The 20,707-nt window shown below is 70.4% G+C and carries 18 protein-coding genes and 1 tRNA gene; 11 read left to right on the top strand and 8 right to left on the bottom strand.

Going from position 1 to position 20,707, the window contains the following annotated elements:
• The first annotated feature begins 93 nt into the window (after positions 1 to 93).
• The 9 genes from ACFU8V_RS05190 to ACFU8V_RS05150 are packed head-to-tail and all read left to right on the top strand — an operon-like array spanning position 94 to position 10,729.
• The gene (locus tag ACFU8V_RS05190) at positions 94 to 1,611 is read left to right on the top strand and encodes a sugar ABC transporter ATP-binding protein (protein WP_126893492.1); all 1,518 of its coding nucleotides are present in this window, start codon (positions 94 to 96) and stop codon (positions 1,609 to 1,611) included.
• Positions 1,608 to 2,627: an ABC transporter permease gene (locus tag ACFU8V_RS05185; protein ID WP_025104564.1), complete on the top strand. Its 1,020-nt coding sequence runs from the start codon at positions 1,608 to 1,610 to the stop codon at positions 2,625 to 2,627. Before ACFU8V_RS05190 ends, ACFU8V_RS05185 begins: the two co-directional genes overlap by 4 nt.
• On the top strand, positions 2,624 to 3,727 hold the full coding sequence (locus ACFU8V_RS05180; RefSeq protein ID WP_366216544.1) for an ABC transporter permease: 1,104 nt from the start codon (positions 2,624 to 2,626) through the stop codon (positions 3,725 to 3,727). Before ACFU8V_RS05185 ends, ACFU8V_RS05180 begins: the two co-directional genes overlap by 4 nt.
• On the top strand, positions 3,724 to 4,755 hold the full coding sequence (gene rhaS, locus ACFU8V_RS05175; RefSeq protein WP_378869540.1) for a rhamnose ABC transporter substrate-binding protein: 1,032 nt from the start codon (positions 3,724 to 3,726) through the stop codon (positions 4,753 to 4,755). Before ACFU8V_RS05180 ends, rhaS begins: the two co-directional genes overlap by 4 nt.
• Positions 4,756 to 4,810: 55 nt before the next feature.
• Positions 4,811 to 5,191, top strand: coding sequence for an L-rhamnose mutarotase (locus ACFU8V_RS05170; protein WP_060921421.1), 381 nt, complete (start codon positions 4,811 to 4,813; stop codon positions 5,189 to 5,191).
• Positions 5,188 to 6,354: an L-rhamnose isomerase gene (gene rhaI / locus ACFU8V_RS05165; protein WP_378869537.1), complete on the top strand. Its 1,167-nt coding sequence runs from the start codon at positions 5,188 to 5,190 to the stop codon at positions 6,352 to 6,354. Before ACFU8V_RS05170 ends, rhaI begins: the two co-directional genes overlap by 4 nt.
• A gap of 4 nt (positions 6,355 to 6,358) precedes the next feature.
• On the top strand, positions 6,359 to 7,207 hold the full coding sequence (locus tag ACFU8V_RS05160) for an alpha/beta hydrolase fold domain-containing protein (RefSeq protein WP_085603984.1): 849 nt from the start codon (positions 6,359 to 6,361) through the stop codon (positions 7,205 to 7,207).
• Between the two features lie 46 nt (positions 7,208 to 7,253).
• Positions 7,254 to 9,290, top strand: coding sequence for a bifunctional aldolase/short-chain dehydrogenase (locus tag ACFU8V_RS05155; RefSeq protein WP_378869534.1), 2,037 nt, complete (start codon positions 7,254 to 7,256; stop codon positions 9,288 to 9,290).
• Positions 9,287 to 10,729, top strand: a complete 1,443-nt coding sequence (locus ACFU8V_RS05150; protein ID WP_085603989.1) for a rhamnulokinase family protein — start codon at positions 9,287 to 9,289, stop codon at positions 10,727 to 10,729. The genes ACFU8V_RS05155 and ACFU8V_RS05150 overlap by 4 nt, the downstream gene beginning before the upstream one ends.
• 7 nt (positions 10,730 to 10,736) lie before the next feature.
• On the opposite strand, the gene ACFU8V_RS05145 is transcribed toward ACFU8V_RS05150, so the two are convergent.
• The 4 genes from ACFU8V_RS05145 to serS form a co-directional block, all read right to left on the bottom strand.
• The gene (locus ACFU8V_RS05145) at positions 10,737 to 11,996 is read right to left on the bottom strand and encodes an LCP family protein (protein ID WP_085603992.1); all 1,260 of its coding nucleotides are present in this window, start codon (positions 11,994 to 11,996) and stop codon (positions 10,737 to 10,739) included.
• 48 nt (positions 11,997 to 12,044) lie between these two features.
• Positions 12,045 to 12,129: transfer RNA gene (locus ACFU8V_RS05140), tRNA-Ser, on the bottom strand.
• A 42-nt stretch (positions 12,130 to 12,171) separates the two neighbouring features.
• Entirely contained in the window at positions 12,172 to 12,993 is an 822-nt protein-coding gene (locus ACFU8V_RS05135; protein ID WP_025104573.1) for an HAD family hydrolase, read from the bottom strand.
• Positions 12,990 to 14,294 (bottom strand): serine--tRNA ligase, encoded by a 1,305-nt coding sequence (serS, locus tag ACFU8V_RS05130; RefSeq protein WP_025104574.1) that lies wholly within the window; start codon positions 14,292 to 14,294, stop codon positions 12,990 to 12,992. The genes ACFU8V_RS05135 and serS overlap by 4 nt, the downstream gene beginning before the upstream one ends.
• A gap of 98 nt (positions 14,295 to 14,392) precedes the next feature.
• On the opposite strand from serS, the gene ACFU8V_RS05125 reads away from it, so the two are divergent.
• Entirely contained in the window at positions 14,393 to 15,391 is a 999-nt protein-coding gene (locus tag ACFU8V_RS05125; RefSeq protein WP_378869528.1) for a diacylglycerol/lipid kinase family protein, read from the top strand.
• 14 nt (positions 15,392 to 15,405) lie between these two features.
• Here the strand turns inward: ACFU8V_RS05125 and ACFU8V_RS05120 are convergent, their stop codons facing one another.
• From ACFU8V_RS05120 to ACFU8V_RS05110, 3 genes are all read right to left on the bottom strand, one after another.
• Positions 15,406 to 16,152, bottom strand: a complete 747-nt coding sequence (locus ACFU8V_RS05120) for a hypothetical protein (protein ID WP_085603998.1) — start codon at positions 16,150 to 16,152, stop codon at positions 15,406 to 15,408.
• 57 nt (positions 16,153 to 16,209) lie between these two features.
• Entirely contained in the window at positions 16,210 to 17,670 is a 1,461-nt protein-coding gene (gene cls / locus ACFU8V_RS05115; RefSeq protein WP_025104577.1) for a cardiolipin synthase, read from the bottom strand.
• Positions 17,671 to 17,756: 86 nt separating this feature from the next.
• On the bottom strand, positions 17,757 to 17,930 hold the full coding sequence (locus ACFU8V_RS05110; protein ID WP_164498164.1) for a hypothetical protein: 174 nt from the start codon (positions 17,928 to 17,930) through the stop codon (positions 17,757 to 17,759).
• A gap of 112 nt (positions 17,931 to 18,042) precedes the next feature.
• Between ACFU8V_RS05110 and ACFU8V_RS05105 the strand changes: the two genes are divergently transcribed.
• The gene (locus tag ACFU8V_RS05105) at positions 18,043 to 19,152 is read left to right on the top strand and encodes a DUF4192 domain-containing protein (protein ID WP_378869523.1); all 1,110 of its coding nucleotides are present in this window, start codon (positions 18,043 to 18,045) and stop codon (positions 19,150 to 19,152) included.
• A gap of 11 nt (positions 19,153 to 19,163) precedes the next feature.
• Here the strand turns inward: ACFU8V_RS05105 and lysS are convergent, their stop codons facing one another.
• Positions 19,164 to 20,696, bottom strand: a complete 1,533-nt coding sequence (lysS, locus tag ACFU8V_RS05100) for a lysine--tRNA ligase (RefSeq protein ID WP_378869520.1) — start codon at positions 20,694 to 20,696, stop codon at positions 19,164 to 19,166.
• Positions 20,697 to 20,707: the final 11 nt, after the last annotated feature.

Below are 20,707 nucleotides of genomic sequence, written 5' to 3'. Positions count from 1 at the left end.
AGACTCTCATGCCGTATTGACACGCGTCAACACAGCCCCTAGTCTCATCTCCATCAGGGTTTGAAACGATTCATTCCCTCAATGGAGAGAGAAATGATGTCCTCACCCACGACGGCGCCCGTGCTCGAGCTCGCCGACGTCCAGAAGGCGTTCGGGTCGGTGATCGCCCTGCGCTCCGGCACCATCGCCGTCCGCCCCGGCTCCATCCACGCGCTCGTCGGCGAGAACGGGGCCGGCAAGTCCACGCTCGTGAAGATCGTCGCCGGTCTCTACCAGCGCGACGGCGGGGTCTTCCGGCTTCGCGGCGAAGACGTGGACTTCACCTCGACCGCCCAGTCGAAGGCGGCCGGCGTCGCGGTCATCTACCAGGAGCCGACGCTCTTCCCCGATCTCTCCGTCACCGAGAACATCTTCATGGGGCGCCAGCCGACCGGGCGGTTCGGGCGGATCGACCGCAAGGCCATGCGCCACGAGGTCGAGCGGCTCTTCACCCGCCTCGGCGTCACCATCGACCCCGACCGCCCCGCCGAAGGCCTGTCGATCGCCGACCAGCAGGTCATCGAGATCGCCAAGGCGGTCTCCCTCGACGCCACGCTGCTCATCATGGACGAGCCCACCGCGGCGCTCTCCGGCGTGGAGGTGGAGCGCCTGTTCGCGATCGCCCGGAGCCTGCGCGACGAGGGCCGCGGCCTCATCTTCATCTCGCACCGGTTCGACGAGGTGTTCGCGCTCTGCGACACCGTCACGGTCATGCGAGACGGCGCGTACATCGCGACCTCCGCCATCGCCGACACCACGGTCGACGAACTCGTGCACCAGATGGTCGGCCGCGAGGTGTCCGAGCTGTTCCCGAAGCAGGAGGCGACGATCGGCGAGCCGCTGCTCGAGGTCGAGGGGCTCACGAGCCCCGGCCTCTTCCACGACATCTCGTTCTCCGTCCGTGCGGGCGAGATCGTCGGGCTCGCCGGCCTCGTCGGCGCCGGGCGCAGCGAGGTCGCGCGCGCGGTCTTCGGCGTGGACGGGTACCGCGAGGGCAGCGTGCGCATGAAGGGCCGCCGGATCCGCGCGCGCCGTCCGGTCGACGCCATGCGCGCCGGTCTCGCCCTCGTCCCCGAGGACCGCCGGAAGCAGGGCCTCGTCATCGAAGCCGGCGTCGGCGGGAACATCACCCTCGCGATCCGTCGGCGTCTCGCCCGCCTCGGCCTGCTCACCACAGCGATGGAGAACCGCGCCGCCCGGGAGTGGGCGTCGCGGCTCGAGGTGAAGACCCACGCCCTGGACACCGTCGCCGCGACGCTCTCCGGCGGCAACCAGCAGAAGGTCGTCCTCGCGAAATGGCTCGCCACGCAGCCGCAGGTGCTGCTCATCGACGAGCCGACCCGCGGCATCGACGTCGGCACCAAGTCCGAGGTGCACCGCCTGCTGTCCCAGCTCGCCGGTCAGGGCATGGGCATCCTCATGATCTCGTCCGAGCTGCCCGAGGTGCTCGGCATGGCCGACCGGGTGCTCGTGATGCGCGAGGGTCGCATCACGGCCGAGATCCCCCGCTCGGAGGCCACCTCCGAGAACGTCATGTTCGCCGCGACGCACGCATCGGAGCTCAGCTCGTGACCACCGCCATCCCCGTCTCCGCGCTCACCAAGCGCATCTCCGGTCTCGGCAGAGCCCGCGAGTTCGGCATCCTCCTCGCCCTCGTGCTCGTGGTGACCGCCGCGACCCTCAACAACCCCAAGTTCCTGTTCAGCGCCGACGGCTGGCGCGACCTGCTGCTGACGCCCTCGATCCTCGTGCTCGTCGCCGTGGGGCAGGCCATCGTCCTCATCACGCGCAACGTCGACCTGTCCGTGGGTTCCGTGATGGGTCTGACCGCGTACCTGACCGGTCGGCTCTTCATCGACATCCCCGGCATCCCGATCGTCCTGGTCGTGGTCGCCGCCGTGGTGCTCGGCGCTCTGCTCGGCCTCATCAACGGCGCGCTCGTCGCGTACGCCAAGGTGCCGGCGATGGTGATCACCCTCGGCACCCTCTACGCCTACCGCGGCATCAACGTGCTGTGGACCGGCAGCGACCGCGTGAACGCCTCCGACATGCCGCGCGACTTCCTCGCCCTCGGCACGGGGCAGGTCCTCGGCATCCCGATCCTCGCGATCGTCGCGGTCGTCGTGCTCGCCGTCGCCGCCTGGTACATGAAGAACACCCGCGGCGGCCGGGAGTTCTACGCGATCGGCTCCGACCCCGCGGCGGCCGAGCTCTACGGCCTGCGCGTCACGCGCCGAGTGCTCACCGCGTTCGTCCTGTCGGGAGCTCTCGCCGGACTCGCCGGCGTCTTCTACGCGGCCCGGTACGGCACCATCAACTCCCAGGCGGGAGCGGGATGGGAGCTGGACGCGGTGGGCGCGGCCGTCATCGGCGGCGTCGCGATCACCGGCGGCATCGGCTCGGTGTGGGGCGCCGCGATCGGCGCCGTCCTGCTGCTGACCATCAACCGCGCTCTGCCGATCCTCGGCATCCCCGACTTCTGGCAGCGTGCCGTCGTCGGCCTGCTCATCATCGGCGCCATCGTGCTCGACCGCGTGCTCGCGGTGCGGCAGAGACGGCGGCTCATCGAGGCGAGGGACGAATCATGACCACCGCGACCGCCACCGCGACCACCCGCGTCATCCGCGACTACGACAAGCCCCTGTGGCGCCGGCTCCTGCTCACGCGCGAGGCCGCGATCGTCGGCCTGCTCCTGCTCGTCGCGATCGTCTCGGCCTCCAGCATCCGCGGGTTCGGACAGCCCATCACGCTGACCTACCTGCTGCTCGACATCGCCCCGATCCTCCTGATCGCCCTGCCGATGACCCTCATCATGATCACCGGCGAGATCGACCTCTCGGTGGGCAGCATGGTCGGGCTGTCCAGCGTCGTCACCGGCGCGCTGGTGCAGGCGGGGCTCCCGTTCGAGCTCGCGGCCCTCGCCGCCCTCGTCGTGGGCGTGGTCGGCGGCGCGTTCAACGGCTTCCTCGTGACGGTCGTCGGCTTGCCCTCGCTCGCCGTCACGATCGGCACGCTCGCCCTCTTCCGCGGCCTCGCCGTCGGACTGCTCGGCACGGCGGCGGTCACCGACTTCCCGGAGTTCTGGACGGCTCTCGCCAAGGCGAAGATCGCGGGCACCCCGATACCCGTCATCACGATCCCGTTCCTCGTGCTCGTCGCGGTCTTCGCGGTCCTGCTGCACTTCACGCCGTTCGGCCGCGGGGTGTACGCGATCGGGCTGTCGAAGGACGCGGCGCACTTCTCCGGTGTGCACGTCGAGCGCACGAAGCTCATCCTGTTCGTGCTGTCCGGAGCGGTCGCCGCATTCGCCGGCATCTTCTACACGCTCCGCTACGGCAGCGCCCGCGGCGACAACGCCACCGGCCTCGAGCTCCAGGTCATCGCGGCCGTCGTGCTCGGCGGGGTGTCGGTGTTCGGCGGTCGCGGCAAGATCTACGGCGTCATCGCCGCCGCCTTCCTCATCGGGGCGCTCGCGAGTGCACTCCGCCTGGTGAACGTCACCTCCGACGTCATCAACATCATCACCGGCACGCTCCTCGTGATCTCGGTGGTGGCCGCAAGCTTCCTGGCCTGGCTGCAGAAGGCACGCCGCCGACCGGGCAGACCCCCCGCCGGTGCCGCCACAGCGACGAAGGCACCGATGGACGCCGCATCCGCGGCATCTCCCGACGAAAGGAACGAACAATGACGTTTGCACGCAAGCGTGTCACCGCCTTCGCCGCCCTCGCGGTGGCGGCGGCGGTCGCACTGACCGGCTGCGCCGGCTCCACCGACGGCGGAGGAGACGGCGGCGGCGACGGGGCGGACGCCTCGATCACCTTCCTGCCCAAGAACCTCGGCAACCCGTACTTCGACACGTCCAGCGAGGGCGGCAAGAAGGCCGTCGAGGAGTTCGGCGGCACGTTCTCCGAGGTCGCCCCTGCCGAGGCCACGCCCGACGCCCAGGTCAGCTACATCAACACGGCCACGCAGCAGGGTGTCGGCGCCCTCGTCGTCTCGGCCAACGACCCGCAGGCCATCTGCGACGCGTTGAACGAGGCCAGGGAAGCCGGGGTCAAGGTCGTCACCTTCGACTCCGACACCAACACCGACTGCCGCGACCTGTTCATCAACCAGGCCGACTCCGAGGGCATCGCGAAGGTGCAGATCGACCTCATCGCCGAGCAGATCGGCGGCGCCGGGGAGATCGCCATCCTCTCCGCATCGGCCAACGCCACGAACCAGAACGCCTGGATCGAGCTGATGGAGGAGTACGTCGCCAGCGAGTACCCCGACATCACGATCGTCGAGACGGTCTACGGCGACGACGACGACCAGACGTCGTTCGACAAGACGGCCGCGCTGCTGCAGACCCACCCGGACCTCAAGGGCATCGTCTCGCCCACCACGGTCGGCATCGCCGCCGCGGCGCGCTACCTGTCGACGTCCGACTTCAAGGGCCAGGTCGCGCTGACCGGACTCGGCACGCCCAACCAGATGCGCGAGTACGTGGAGGACGGCACCGTCACCGCCTTCGCGCTGTGGAACCCGGCCGACCTCGGCTACCTGGCCGCTTACGCCGCCCAGGCCCTGATCGCCGGCGACATCACCGGTGAAGAGGGCGACACCTTCGAGGCCGGCGACCTCGGCGAGTACACCGTCGGCGCCGACGGCGTCGTCCTGCTGGGCGACCCGTTCGTGTTCGACGCCGACAACATCGGCGACTTCGACTTCTGAGTCGCCTCCGGCCGGCGCTCCCCGCGGGCGCCGGCCGGACCCCGAGAGGAATCGCATGACCCGCGTCGCCTTCCAGCTCCAGGTGAAGCCCGAGCTGCTGCCCGAGTACCTCGCCCGTCACACGCCGGTGCGCCCGGAGATGCTCCGCGAGATCGCGGCCGCCGGACGGCGCGACTACAGCCTCTTCCTCGGAAGCGGTGGCGTGCTCTTCGGCTACTACGAGACCGATGACGATGCGGCCGCGCAGGCGTACCTCGCCGCCTCCCCCGTCGCCGCACGCTGGGAGGCCGAGATGGCCCCCTTCTTCCTCGACCTCGACGGCCGTCCCGATCAGGCCGCCACCCCTCTCACCGAGGTGTTCCACCTCGAAGACCAGCTCGCCGCCGCCGGCGAGAGCGCCACACCCGCCACCGACAACGAAGGCCGTGCATCGTGAGCATCCTCACCCCCGACATCCTCGCCGCGCTCGAGAAGCAGAGCATCGAGCTGCCCAGTTGGGCGTTCGGCAACTCCGGGACCCGGTTCAAGGTGTTCAGCACTCCCGGCACGCCCCGCGACCCGTACGAGAAGATCGCGGACGCCGCACAGGTCCACGCCCACACGGGGCTCGCCCCGACCGTGGCGCTGCACATCCCGTGGGATCTGGTCGACTCCTTCGACGACCTGCGCCGTCATGCCGAGGACCACGGCGTCGCCCTCGGCACCGTCAACTCCAACACCTTCCAGGACGACGACTACAAGTTCGGCGCCCTCACCCACGAGGATGCGGCTGTGCGCCGCAAGGCCATCGACCATCACCTGGCCTGCGTCGACGTCATGGACGCCACCGGCAGCCGCGACCTGAAGATCTGGCTGGCGGAGGGGTCGAACTACCCCGGTCAGGCCGACCTGCGCGGACGGCAGGATCGCCTGCACGACTCGTTGCAGCAGATCTACGCGCGCCTCGGCGACCACCAGCGCCTCGTGCTCGAGTACAAGTTCTTCGAGCCGGCGTTCTACCACACCGACGTCCCGGACTGGGGGACGTCCTACGTGCAGGTGACCGCCCTCGGGGACAAGGCGATGGTCTGCCTCGACACCGGTCACCACGCGCCGGGCACCAACATCGAGTTCATCGTGATGCAGCTGCTGCGCCTCGGCAAGCTCGGCTCGTTCGACTTCAACTCCCGCTTCTATGCGGACGACGACCTCATCGTGGGTGCCGCCGACCCGTTCCAGCTGTTCCGGATCCTGTTCGAGGTCATCCGGGGCGGCGGGCTGAACAACCCCGACGTGGCCTTCATGCTGGACCAGTGCCACAACATCGAGGACAAGATCCCCGGACAGATCCGCTCCGTCCTGAACGTGCAGGAGATGACCGCGCGGGCGCTGCTCGTCGACCGGGATGCGCTGACGACTGCCCAGCGCAGCGGCGACGTGCTCACCGCGAACGCCGTCTTCATGGACGCCTTCTCCACCGACGTCCGCCCGGCCCTGGCCGCGTGGCGAGAGGAGCGCGGGCTGCCCGCCGACCCGATGGCGGCGTACGCGGCCTCCGGGTACGGGCAGCGGATCGCGGAGGAGCGCGTGGGCGGCGTGCAGGCGGGCTGGGGAGCCTGAGCGTATGAGCGCGCGCGACATCCACGATCACGTCTTGGACGGGCCGCACGGGCCGCTGCGTGTGCGCGTCTACTCCCCGAAGTCGCCGAGCGGCCACGGCCTGGTGTGGGCTCACGGCGGCGGATTCGCCGGCGGCGACATCGACATGGCGGAGGCCGACGCCGTCGCGCGGGCGTTCGTCGACCACGGGATCGCCGTGGTGAGCGTGGACTACGCCCTCGCCCCGATGACAGCCGAGTGGAGCGCACGCCTCGGCGCGGAGAAGCGCGGGGGTGTGCACTACCCCGTCCCGCACGACGAGATGGTCTCCGCGTTCCGCTGGGCCGCCACGTCGGACGTCGCTTCGCGAGGTTGGGCGATCGGCGGAGCCAGCGCAGGCGGCAACCTCGCCACCGGCGCGGCGCTCCGCCTCGCGCACGAGGGCGGCGTGGTGCCCGCACTCGCGGTCCTCGCCTACCCGACCCTGCAGGCGGTGCAGGCCGCTCCCGACCCGGAGCTGCGTGCCCTGCTCGACGGAGATCCCTCCGCTGACGTGTTCACCCCGGACTTCGTGCGGGGCATGTACGAGAACTATCTCGGGAGCGACCCCGACACGGCGGACGTCTATGCCGTCCCCGGCACCGCAGAGCCGACGGCGCTCGCCTCTTTCCCGCCCACCATCATGGTCAACGACGAGACCGACGAACTCCGTATGTCCGGCGAGGCGTTCGCCGGCTCCCTCGCCACCGCCGGCGTGGAGGTCGACGTCGTCGTCGAGCCGGGCACCACCCACGGGCACCTCAACCGCCCCGAGGAATCCGCCTTCGCCGCGACGATCGATCGGTTCGCGACTCGGATCCTGCAGCTCCCCTGACTCTCCGGCGTCGACCGGCATCTTCACTCACGAACCGAGGACTCACATGACCAACCCCACCGCCGCCGACCTGATCGCGCGGGGCAACCGCCTGGGCGCCGACCCGAAGAACACGAACTACGCGGGCGGCAACACCTCCGCCAAGGGCACCGAGATCGACCCGGTGACGGGGCAGCCGGTCGAACTCCTCTGGGTGAAGGGCTCCGGTGGTGACCTCGGCACCCTGACCGAGGCCGGTCTCGCGGTCCTCCGCCTCGACCGCGTGCGCGCGCTCGTCGACGTCTATCCGGGGGTCGAGCGGGAGGACGAGATGGTCGCCGCCTTCGACTACTGCCTGCACGGCAAGGGCGGCGCCGCCCCCTCGATCGACACCGCGATGCACGGCCTGGTCGACGCCCCGCACGTGGATCACCTCCACCCCGACTCGGGCATCGCGATCGCCACCGCGGCCGACGGAGAGGAACTCACGACGACGATCTTCGGCGACCGCGTGGTCTGGGTGCCGTGGCGCCGCCCCGGCTTCCAGCTCGGACTGGACATCGCGCAGATCAAGGCGGAGAACCCGCAGGCCATCGGCACGATCCTCGGCGGCCACGGCATCACCGCGTGGGGAGACACCTCGGAGGAGGCGGAGGCGAACTCCTTGTGGATGATCGACACCGCCGCCGCCTACATCGCGGAGCACGGCTCCCCCGCGCCGTTCGGCGGCACGCGATCGGGCTTCGAGGCCCTGCCGGAGCCGGAGCGCCGCGCACGGGCGGCCGCCCTCGCCGGCACCGTCCGCGGTCTCGCGTCGACGGACAAGCCGATGGTCGGCCACTTCACGGACAGCGACGTGGTCCTCGACTTCCTGGCCTCCGAGAAGGCTCCGGCCCTCGCCGCCCTCGGCACGAGCTGCCCCGACCACTTCCTGCGCACCAAGGTCAAGCCGCTCCTCCTCGACCTGCCCGCCACCGCGACCCTGGAGGAGCAGACGGAACGCCTGCGGGAGCTCCACGCCGCCTACCGCGCCGACTACCAGGCCTATTACGACGCCCACGCGACCGCCGAATCCCCCGCGATCCGAGGCGCGGATCCGCTCATCGTCCTCGTGCCCGGCGTCGGGATGTTCTCGTACGGGGCGAACAAGCAGACCGCACGGGTCGCCGGCGAGTTCTACGTCAACGCGATCAACGTCATGCGCGGTGCCGAGGCCCTGTCGACCTACGCCCCCATCTCCGACGCGGAGAAGTTCCGCATCGAGTATTGGGCGCTGGAGGAGGCGAAGCTGCAGCGGATGCCGAAGCCGAAGTCCCACCAGGGCCGCATCGCCCTCGTCACCGGTGCCGCGAGCGGGATCGGCAAGGCCATCGCGACCCGCCTCGCCGCGGAGGGCGCCTGCGTCGTCGTCGCCGACCTCGACCTCGACAAGGCCAGAGCCGCGGCCGCCGAGCTCGGGAACGAGGACGTCGCCATCGGCGTGGCCGCCGATGTCGCCGACGCCGACGCGGTGCAGGCGGCGATCGACGAGGCGGTGCTCGCGTTCGGCGGCCTCGACCTCGTCGTGAACAACGCGGGCCTCTCGCTGTCGAAGCCGCTGCTGGAGACGACCGAGAAGGACTGGGATCTCCAGCACGATGTGATGGCGAAGGGCTCGTTCCTCGTCTCGAAGGCGGCAGCCCGGGTGCTCATCGATCAGGGGCTCGGCGGCGACATCATCTACATCTCCTCCAAGAACTCCGTCTTCGCGGGTCCGAACAACATCGCCTACTCGGCGACGAAGGCCGACCAGGCGCACCAGGTGCGGCTGCTCGCGGTGGAACTCGGCGAGCACGGCATCCGGGTCAACGGCATCAACCCCGACGGTGTGGTCCGCGGTTCCGGCATCTTCGCCTCCGGGTGGGGAGCGAACCGGGCGGCCACGTACGGCGTCAAGGAAGAGGACCTCGGCCAGTTCTACGCCAACCGCACCATCCTCAAGCGCGAGGTCGTGCCGGAGAACGTCGCGGATGCCGTCTTCGTGCTGACCGGACCGGAGCTGAGTCGGACCACCGGGCTGCACATCCCCGTCGATTCCGGCGTCGCCGCGGCGTTCCTGCGATGACCGACGACCGCTCGCCCGCAACCGCACGGCACGTCCGTGCGGTCGCGGCGGTGGATCTCGGCGCCACGAGCGGCCGCGTGATGATCGGCCGCGTGGGGCCGGGCGTCCTGGAGCTCGAGCCGGTCTCCCGCTTCCCGAACGGCCCGGTCGCCCGCGGCGACGGTCTGCACTGGGACTTCGACGCGCTCGTCGCCCATGTCCTCGACGGCCTGGCCGAAGCGGTCCGCCGGGAACCGGGCATCGAGTCGATCGGGATCGACTCGTGGGCGGTCGACTACGGCCTCCTCCGCGCCGGCGAGCTGCTCGCGGAGCCGTTCCACTACCGCGACGACCGCACCGCCCGCGGAGTGGACGAGGTGCACTCCCTCGTCCCGTTCGACGACCTCCACGCACGCAACGGCCTGCAGTTCCTCCCGTTCAACACGCTCTACCAGCTCCGGGCGGACGAGCTCCGGCACGACGCCGATACCGCGCTCCTCATCCCGGACCTCCTCGCCTTCCTCCTCACCGGCGCCCGCGTCGCCGAACGGACCAACGCCTCGACCACGGGGCTGCTGGATGTGAGTGCCGGCACCTGGGACCGGGCGCTCGCGACCCGCCTCGGCATCGACGCCTCCCTCCTGCCGGACCTCGTCGATCCCGGCACGGTCATCGGTCGGCTGCGCCCCGGGGTCGCGGAGCGCATCGGCGCGGATCTGCCGGTGATCGCCGTGGGCTCGCACGACACCGCCTCGGCGGTGGTCGCCGTCCCGATGACGTCACCCCGTGCCGCGTACATCTCCTGCGGCACCTGGGGACTGGTCGGGGTCGAGCGGGTCGAGCCGATCCTCACGGCGGCGGCGCGGGACGCCAACTTCACCAACGAACGCGGCGTGGACGACCGCTTCCGCGTCCTCCACAACGTGACCGGACTGTGGCTCCTCAGCGAGACCGTGCGGGCCTGGGAGGCCGAAGACGGAGCGTCCATCGATCTGTCGGGACTGCTCGCCGAGGCCGCCGCCGCGGAGCCTCCGTCGGCGGTGTTCGATGCGAACGACCCCGCGCTCTCGGCCCCCGGCGACATGCCGGCGCGTATCGCCGATCTCCTGCGCGCGAGCGGCGTCGCCGCCCCCGCCTCGCGCCCGGCCTTCGTCCGGCTCGTCGTGGAGAGCATCGCGGCCGCGTTCGCCGACGCCGTCGGGACGGCGGCGCGGCTCTCCGGCCAGCCCCTCGACGTCGTCCACCTCGTCGGCGGCGGGTCTCTCAACCGGCTGCTGTGTCAGGCGACCGCGGACCGCACCGGGCTTCCCGTCCTCGCCGGTCCTGTCGAGGCGACCGCTCTCGGCAACGTCCTCGTCCAGGCGCGGGCCCGGGGAGCGGCGCCGGCCGCGCTCTCGGAGCTCCGCGCTCTCGTGGCGACGACGCACCCGCCGACGGTCTACCGCCCGCGGGGCGCCTGAGGGGCGATCAGCGCACGTTGCCGTTCGAGCAGGTCTGCTGGGCGGCGGAGTTGCCCTTGATCGAATCCGGCAGCGCCACGACGTCCGGGGCGGTCGTCGGCGTCGGCGTCGCCTCCTGCGTCGGTTCGGCGGGCTCGGTCGGCTCGGTCGGAGTCGTCGGGTCCTGCACGACGACGCCGTCGTTGCTGGTGTTCTCGTGAGTGATCTGCAGCTGGGCGTTGGCCTCGATCGCGTCCCAGAGCGCGACGGCGGCCTCCTCGTTCGGCACGACCTTGTTCGGGTCGTTCCAGTCGGTCAGCGTCGGGTACTGCACGAACACGATGTCCTCGAAGGGCACCGACTTCACGGCGAGCGCGATCTGCACGATCATCATGGGATCGGCGAGCGACGTGCTCGTCTCCAGGTTCTGGATGCCGGTGTTGGCGAGCTTCAGCATGACCGGCACGTTGCCCAGCACCTCACCGCTGATGAGCTTGCGCGCGAGGCTGGACATGTACTGCTGCTGGTTGCCGATGCGGCCGAGGTCGCTGCCGTCGCCGACACCGTGCCGGGTGCGGAGGAACTGCAGGGCTTCGAGGCCCTGGACGGTGTGGGTGCCGGCGGCCATGTCGAGACCGGTGTAGCGGTCGCGGATCGGGTTGGCGAGGCAGACGTCGACGCCGCCGATCGCGTTGGTGATCTCGATGACGCCGCCGAACGTCACGGAGGCGGCGAACTGCACCTCCTGGTCCGTGAGGGCGGAGATCGTGCGGACGACGCAGTTCAGCCCGCCGTCGGTGTACGCGACGTTCAGGGGCTGCTTGCTCATCGCGGCGGTGGCGTTGCCGTCCTCGTCCTCACAGGACGGGATCGGGATCATCAGGTCGCGAGGGAAGCTGACGACCGTGATCCGCCGCGGCTCCTCCGAGACGTGCACGAGCAGGTTCACGTCGTTGAGGGTGCCCTCGGCGTCGCCGCCCGTGCACCGGTCGCCGAAGTACTGCTTGTAGTCGTCCTCGCACGTGTCGACGCCGGTGAGGACGAGGTTGAACCCGCCCTTGTACGCGCTGATGTCCGGCGGGAGGTCTTCCTGGCCGTCGAGGTCGACGGCGTTCGCCGAGACCGTGCTCGAGAAGTCGAACCAGATGTAGGCCGCGACCCCGATGCCGCTGACGAGCACCACCGCCATGCTGATCGCGAGGAGCTTGAGCAGCTGACTGGCGGCGCCGGGCGAGCGCAGCTGACCATGTCGCGCGACGGTGCGGCGGCGGCGGGTGTTCTCGCTCACTCGGGCCCTTTCGAATTCAGCGACGGCGGGGGTACCGCGCTCAGGAAGCGGAGGGTGTGGGATTCGAACCCACGAGACATCTCTGCCCACTGGTTTTCAAGACCAGCTCCATCGGCCGCTCGGACAACCCTCCCGACAGAAACATCTGCCGACCAGGCGCGAGTCTAGCCGAGTTCTATTCTCCTGCGTCGACCTGGGCGGGTGCTGGAAGCGTGTTCAGCGCCGCCGCCAGCCCTCCCTGCTCGACGTCGGCGGTCACCTCACCCGCGGCGTCCTTCACCTCGGCGGGCGCCTGCCCCATGGCCACGGCGCGGCCGCCGCCGGTGCGCGCCCAGCCGAACATGCCGATGTCGTTGCGTCCGTCCCCGGCGACGAGGACCCGGGCCGCGTCGAGGCCGAGCTCGTCGCGCACGCGCTCCAGCGCCGTCCCCTTGTCGACGCCCTGCGGGGCGATGTCCAGCCACGCCGTCCAGCCGATCGCATACGAGACCTCGTTGAGCCCGGCGTCGGCGACGAGTCGGTGGAAGTCGTCCTCGTCGTGTCCGGGCGAGACGACCACGATGCGGGAGACGGGGAGGGCCCCGAGCTCCTCGAAGTCGACCTGGCGGCCGCCGTCGAGCGTCCAGTCGTCGAGCTGCTCGGTGAACAGCCGCTGCCCCGACCCGAGCTCGACCATGTAGCGCGCGTCCGGAAGGCGCTCCTGGAGCAGGGCGAGCACCGGCGTCGGGTCGAAGGTCTCGACGTGCCAGCGCTCCCACTCGTCGCCGTCACGGCGCATGGTCACCGCACCGTTGGAGCACACCACGTAGTCCGCGGTCAGCCCGAGCTCCTCCACGTAGCGGCGGGTCGCCATCCAGCTGCGTCCCGTCGCGATGGTCACCACATGACCCGCGTCCCGCACCCGGGCGACGGCCTCGGGCACGCCGGGGCTCATCGTCTCGTCCTGCAGGAGGATCGTCCCGTCGACGTCGAGGCCGACCAGCCAGGGGGCTGTCATCGGGCGGCCTGCTCGTCGGCGAGCGGGCGGATCACCTCGAGTCCGCCGAGGTAGGGGCGCAGGACCTCGGGGACCCGCACCGAGCCGTCCGCCTGCTGGTGCGTCTCGAGCAGGGCGACGATCCAGCGCGTGGTCGCGAGCGTGCCGTTGAGCGTCGCGACGTGCTGGGTCTTCGGCGCCGTGCCGCCGTCCTCCGCGGCCGGGCGGTACCGGACGTCGAGACGCCGCGCCTGGAAGGTCGTGCAGTTCGACGTGGAGGTCAGCTCGCGGAAGGCGCCCTGAGTGGGCACCCAGGCCTCGATGTCGTACTTCCGCGCCGCGCTCGACCCGAGGTCTCCTGCGGCGACGTCGATCACCCGGTAGGCGAGGCCGAGCGAGGTCAGCATCTCCTCCTGCAGCGCGACGAGCCGCAGGTGCTCCGCCTCGGCGTCCTCGGCCGTGGTGTAGACGAACATCTCCAGCTTGTTGAACTGGTGCACGCGGATGATTCCGCGGGTGTCCTTGCCGTGCGAGCCGGCCTCCCGGCGGTAGCAGGTCGACCATCCGGCGTACCGGAGGGCCCCGCGCGCGAGGTCGACGATCTCGTCCTTGTGGTACCCGGCGAGCGCGACCTCGCTGGTGCCGACGAGGTAGAGGTCGTCGTCCTTGTCGAGGTGGTACACCTCATCGGCATGCTCGCCGAGGAAGCCCGTGCCCTGCATGATCTCCGGACGCACGAGCGTGGGCGTGATCAGCGGCACGAAGCCGTTCTGCAGCGCCTTGTCGAGGGCGAGGTTCATGAGCGCGATCTCGAGGCGGGCACCGATTCCGCGGAGGAAGTAGAACCGCGCACCGGAGACCTTGGCACCGCGCTCCATGTCGATCGCGCCGAGCATCTCCCCGAGCTCGAGGTGATCCCGCGGCTCGAAGTCGAACGCCGGCACCTCCCCGACGCGCCGCAGCTCGACGAAGTCCTCCTCACCGCCGGCGGGAACACCGTCGATGACGACGTTCTCGATCCGGGCGAGGGCCGCGGCCGCGGCGTCGGCGGCCTCGTTGGCCGCGTGCTGGGCCTGCTTGACCCGGTCGGCGAGGTCCTTCGCCTGCGCGACCAGGGCCGCCTTCTCCTCCTTGGGCGCCTTCGCGACCTGCTTGCCGAAGGCGTTCTGCTCCGCGCGCAGCTCCTCGAACGCGGCCAGTGCCGCGCGGCGCGATCGGTCGGCCTCGAGTGCGACGTCGACGGTGCTCTGGTCGTTGCCACGGGCAGCCTGCGAACGGCGGACGATCTCCGGATTTTCGCGGAGGAGTGCGAGGTCGATCATTCCGCAAGTCTACGAGGTGCGCGGCGCGGGACCGGGCGTCCTGGTTTTCCCTCCACCGGCGTCCCGCCCCTCGGCGGATGCCGGTCTAGAGTAGCGCCATGACCACGAGTCCCCGCGTTCTGAAGCAGGCGGCGCTCGTGTACAACCCCGTGAAGGTCGACGGGAAGCGCCTGCGCGCGCAGGTCCGCGATCTGTCCCGAGAGGCGGGATGGGATCACCCCGCCTTCTATCCGACGACCGTGGAGGATGCGGGCCAGGGGGCGACGGCCGAGGCACTGACGCGCGGCGTGGATGTGGTGCTCGTGGCCGGCGGAGACGGGACGGTGCGCGCCGTCGCGGAGGCCATCGCCGGCACGGGGGTCCCCCTCGCCATCCTGCCGAGCGGCACCGGGAACCTCCTCGCTCGGAATCTCGGGCTGCCGCTGGCCGACCCGGCGGAGATGATCCGCGCCGCCCTCGGCGACTTCCGTCATCCGATCGATATCGGCTGGGCGCGGATGACCAGGGAGGACGGCTCCGAGGAGGAGCATGCCTTCGTCGTGCTCGCCGGCATCGGCCTCGACGCCGACATGATCGCGAACACCCGTGCCGATTTGAAGAAGTCCGTCGGCTGGATCGCCTACGTCGACGGCGCCGCCCGATCCCTCCCCCGCGCCAAGCCCTTCCGGGCGGTGTACCAGATCGGCACGGGGCGCCTGCATTCCACCAAGGTGCACAGCATCCTGTTCGCGAACTGCGGCACGCTTCCGGCCGGCATCTCCCTCATCCCGGACGCCTCCATCACCGATGCGACCCTCGACGTGGCGGTCATCCAGCCGACCGGCGTGCTCGGCTGGCTCGGGGTCTGGCGCAAGATCTGGTGGGACAACTCCGTGCTGCGCCGCTCACGTGCCGGTCGGTTCGTGCTCGAGCGCCGCGGCACGGATGCCTCGGTGCACTACTTCCGCGGTGCCCGCGCCGAGGCCGCCGCCTCCGCCCCCACACCCGTCGAGCTCGACGGCGACGAGTTCGGCGAGGCCGTGCACCTCACGTGTCGAGCCGACCCCGGCGCGCTTCTACTCGCGCTGCCCACCGGTCACCCGGTGCACATCCTCTGACGAGGGCGTCCGACTCAGCGGACCTCGACCGTGCCGTCGAGACCGCCGCCGACGAGCGTCAGCTCGAACGGGGCGTCGTCGTCGACCTCGTCCTCGGCGAACTCGACCACCGTGGCCCGCGGCGCCATGTCCATGGTGCACACCTGATCCTCGTCCGTGACGAAGGTCACGGTGCCCGTCGAGCCGTCCGCTTCGACGGAGTCGACGACCGGAGCGCAGCTGGAGGAGCCCCAGGTCAGCAGCACCAGACCGCCGTCGTCGAACCAGGCCGCGGACGGCTGGTACTCGGTCGACGAACCGGGAGTGGCCGTGGCGGCGGGGTCGCCGTCGACGTCGATCTCGTCGATCAGGTCGCCGTACGTCACCACCAGCGTCACGTCCTTGGTCGGGTCGACGCCGTCCGGCAGCGCTCCGAGGCTGGCCCGGGGCGCGAGGTCCGCCGTGCAGGCCTGCTCCGTGGCGCCGTCACCTTCCGGCTCGACGAGCGTCACAGAGACCCGCTGCCCCTCGGCGGAGACCTCGTCCACCTGGGGGAGGCAGGTCGACGACCCCCAGCTGACGACAGCGAACATCCGTCCGTCGTCGAGGAGCGCTCCGTCCATGTCGTCCTGGTCGTCCGCGCTCCCGGCGCTTCCCGGGCCGCTGGAGGGATCGGACGTCGAATGCGGTGCGGCTCCGCCGGGACCGACCGTGCAGCCGGCGAGGACGAGGGCCGCGGCGAGCGCGGAGGACACGGCGAGCACGAGCCTGCGGGGAGTCATGCCCTCAGGGTAGCGGCGGGTTCCGCTCCCCGGAACCGGGGTTGACGGATCGCGCGATCACTGCAGAGCGGAGGTGAGCCGCGCGAGATTGTCGAGCACGGTGGAGCGCAGCGGCTGCTGCAGCCACTCCTCGAGCGTCAGCTCCCGGCTCAGCGACCGGTACTTGTCCTCGACCTCGCGCATCTCGGCGACGAACTCCTCGCCGCGTACGAGCATCGACACCTCGAGATTCAGGCCGAACGAGCGCATGTCCATGTTGCTGGAGCCGATGACGGCCACCTCGTCGTCGATCGTGAGGCTCTTGGTGTGGAGGATGTAGGGCTTCCGATACATCCAGATCCGCACCCCCGCCCGGAGCAGCGCCTCGTAGTAGCTGCGCTGGGCGTGGTAGACCATCGCCTGGTCGCCCTCTTCCGAGACGAAGAGCTGCACCTCGACACCGCGATCGACGGCCGCGGTGACCGCGAGCAGCAAGGCCTCGTCCGGGACGAAGTACGGACTGACGATCATGATCTGCTTCTTCGCCGCGTACAGGAGGGCGAGGAAGAGCCGCAGGTTGTTCTCCACCTCGAAGCCCGGGCCGGACGGCACCACCTGGCAGTCCAGGTCGCCGGAGCCGATGTTGGCGTGGGAGATGTCGATCTCCTCGAGCACGACGTCCGTCTCGCTGTACCAGTCGCTGAGGAAGATCGCGTTGACGCTCAGCACCACCGGCCCGTCCAGGCGGACCATCAGGTCGACCCAGTGCAGGCCCCGCCGGATGTTCTTCGGCAGGTTGTAGGTGGAGTCCGTGATGTTCTGCGACCCCAGGAAGGCGATGTTGCCGTCCACGACGAGGAGCTTGCGGTGATTGCGTAGATCCGGGCGCTGCATCTTGCCCTTGAGCGGCTGCACGGGAAGCATCAGGTGCCACTCCGCACCCATGTCGTTCAGGCGGGCGATGGTCTGGCGGTAGCGCGGCTTGCCCCGGTTCGCCCAGTGGTCGAGGAGCACGCGCACGGCCACACCCCGCGCAGCCACCTCTTCGAGGGCGCGGAAGAAGTTGTCCGTCGAGTCGTCGGACTGCAGGATGTAGAACTCGACGTGCACGTACTCCTGCGCCGTGCGGATGGCCTCCGCCATCTCGTCGAGCGACTCCTGGTAGTCGGAGATGAGGTGGGCGCCGTTGTCGCCGGAGAGCGGCAGGGCACCGAGACGCTGGTTCATCTGCACGATCGGCCCGAACCAGGCGGGGGCGTTCGGCCGGAGCGTCCCGAAGTGGAGGTGCTCGCTGGTCTCCGCGATGTACTGGTTGATCTGCTCCTGCTTGCGGCGCCGTGCGCGCGGCAGGCGGGGATTCCCGATCAGCAGGAACAGGAAGACGCCGACCACCGGGATGAAGAACACGGCGAGGAGCCAGGCCATCGCCGCGGTGGGACGGCGGTTGCGCGGGATGACGATGATCGCGGTGACGCGGATGATGATGTCGAGCACCAGGACGAAGGCGGCGACCCACCATCCCCAGGACTCCGCGGTCATCACGCCCCCTCACCCACACCGAGGATGGTCACCCCGGGGCGCGCCGGACCGGGCGCGCTCGCTTCACAGTAGCGGATGGGTCGGACTCAGGGGCGCGGCGGCAGCCCGCGCGCGGCGCGTTCCTCGGCCTCGATCTGCGCGTGCACCTTGCGCTCCGTGCGATCGAACCGGAGGATGCCGCGAAGCACGACGAAGAAGACGATGCTGACGCCGACCGTCGGCAGGAGCGACCATGCCGCGGCGAGCCAGAAGTTGTCCATGCGTCCATCGTACGCGAGCGACTACTCGTGCACAGGTGGCGCTTCCCAGGATTCTCATCCACAGCGCCCCTCCGGTGCCCCATCACGTGCGCAGAAACGTCACCCTCTCCTCATGACAACCGTGCTCCGCGCCTCCGACTCCGCCCAGTTCCTGGCCATCGTGCCCGCCCTCGCCGGCTTCACGCCACGCGAGAGCATCGTCCTCCTCCCGTTCCGCGGCTCCCGCAGCGACGGGGCGATGCGCCTCGACCTCCCCGATCACGTCATCCCCGTCCTCCACTACGCCACGGCGGCGGTCGACCTGGTCGTCCGGGTGCCGGGGACCGACGCCCTGGCCGTCGTCGTCTACACCGACACCCCGGCGGAGCAGACGCCGGACGGCCTCGTGCTTCCGCACGCGGTGGCGGTCGACACGCTTCTGGGTTGCGCCGAGGGCGCGGGGCTCCGAGTGGTCGAGGCCCTGTGCGTGACGCCGGAGGGCTGGAGCCGGTACGAGGACACCGATCCGGTGCTGCATCCGCTGACCGACATCGTTCCGCCGCCCGGGGCCGCCGCGCTCGGCGATGTCTCGGGAGACCAGTTCTCCGGAGCGGCGTTGCCATCCGCCCCTGCGGCGGAGGCCCGCCAGGTCGCCCGCATCCTGCACGGCCTCGACCGTGCGCTCGGTCCGGAGCGCACGACGCGCACCGGCGAGCCGCAGGTGATCGCCGCCGCCGCTCTGCTCGACGACATCCCCGCGTTCCTCGAATCGGTTCTCGAGGCCTCGGATCCGCTCCCGTCCCTCACCGCCGCCGCGCTCGTGTGGTGCCTGGGGCGACCACCGGTCCGCGACACGGCGATCGCGCAGTGGGCGACCGATCACCGTCAGGGCATCCGCACCATGGAGGCGCAGCTCGCCTTCACCGCCGCCGGGGCACCCGTGCCCGACGACATCGGGCGTGTGTTCCTCGGCCGCGGCACGGCGCCGGACGGCGAGCGACTCCGCACCGCGCTTCGTGCCGTACGCGAGGCCACGGCACGAGCCCCGCGGGAGGCACGCCCCGGCCCGCTCACCGTCGCGGCCTGGTTGTCCTGGGCGCTCGGACGCGCCACGCACGCGGGCCGCTACCTCGAGATGGCGCGGGAGATCGACCCGACGTACAGTCTCGCGCTACTGCTCGACGCCATGATCGGCGGTGCGGTCCTGCCGGAGTGGGCCTTCCGTGGGCGGCGAGGAGAATGAGCGCCCCGCTGCTACTTGACGAGCGGGAAGAGGATGGTCTCGCGGATCCCCAGGCCGGTGATCGCCATCAGGAGACGGTCGATGCCCATGCCCATCCCTCCGGACGGCGGCATGCCGTGCTCCAGAGCCCGGAGGAACTCCTGGTCGATCGGCATGGCCTCGACGTCGCCGCGGGCGGCGAGCTTCGCCTGCTCCTCGAACCGCTCACGCTGGATGACCGGGTCCACGAGCTCGGAGTACCCGGTCGCCAGCTCGAATCCACGGATGTAGAGGTCCCACTTCTCCACGACGCCCTCGACGGAGCGGTGCTCCCGCACGAGCGGGGAGGTGTCGACGGGGAAGTCCATGACGAACGTCGGCCGGACGAGGTCGCCCTTCACGAAGTGCTCCCAGAGCTCCTCGACGAGCTTGCCGTGCGTGGCCTGAGGCGGCACGTCGACGCCGTTCGCCTCGGCGAAGGCGATCAGGTCCGCGACGGCGTCCATCGGCGTGACGGTCCGCCCGGACGCGGCCGACAGCGACTCGTACATCGAGATGCGGTCCCACTCGCCACCCAGGTCGTATTCGGTGCCGTCCGCCCACGTCACCGTGGTCGACCCGGCCACCGCGATCGCCGCCTGCTGCACGAGTTCCTGCGTCAGTGCCGCCATCTGGTTGTAGTCGCCGTAGGCCTGGTAGGCCTCGAGCATCGCGAACTCCGGGCTGTGCGTGGAGTCGGCGCCCTCGTTGCGGAAGTTCCGGTTGATCTCGAAGACCCGCTCGATGCCGCCGACGACCGCGCGCTTGAGGTACAGCTCCGGGGCGATGCGGAGGTAGAGCTCCGTGTCGAACGCATTGGAGTGGGTGACGAACGGGCGAGCGGACGCGCCGCCGTGCTGCACCTGCAGCATGGGCGTCTCCACCTCGAGGTAGCCGTGGGAGGCGAACGTCGCCCGCAGGCTCGCGTTCACCGCCGCACGCGCACGCACGGTCGTCCGCGCCTGCTCCCGGACGATGAGGTCGAGGTAGCGACTGCGGACGCGTCCTTCTTCGCTCAGCTCGGCGTAGGCGTTGGGCAGCGGGAGGATCGCCTTCGACGCGATGGCCCAGTCGTCCGCCATGATCGACAGCTCGCCTCGACGGCTGGAGATGACCTCACCGTGCACGAAGACATGGTCGCCGAGGTCGACGTACTCCTTCCAGTCCGCGAGCGACTCCTCGCCGACGTTGGCGAGGGAGACCATCGCCTGGATCCGGGAGCCGTCGCCGGCCTGGAGCGTCGCGAAGCAGAGCTTGCCGGTGTTGCGGCTGAACACCACGCGGCCGGCGACACCGACGACGACGCCGGTCTCGGCGCCGGGCTCGAGGTCTCCGTACTCCGCGCGCAGCGCGGGAATGCTGTGCGTCACGGGCACCGCGACCGGGAACGCACCGCCGCCGGCGTCCGTGCGCTTCTCGATCAGACGCTCGCGCTTGGCGAGGCGGACGGCCTTCTGCTCGTGGATGTCCTCTTCGGCGGAAGGGGCGGCCGAGGCCGTTTCGGGCGCGGCGGGCGCGTCAGTCATGTGCGGGGCTC

Source organism: Microbacterium sp. NPDC057658, from assembly GCF_042799975.1.
Taxonomy (GTDB): Bacteria; Actinomycetota; Actinomycetes; order Actinomycetales; family Microbacteriaceae; genus Microbacterium.
This window is presented reverse-complemented; position numbering and strand designations above follow the sequence as displayed.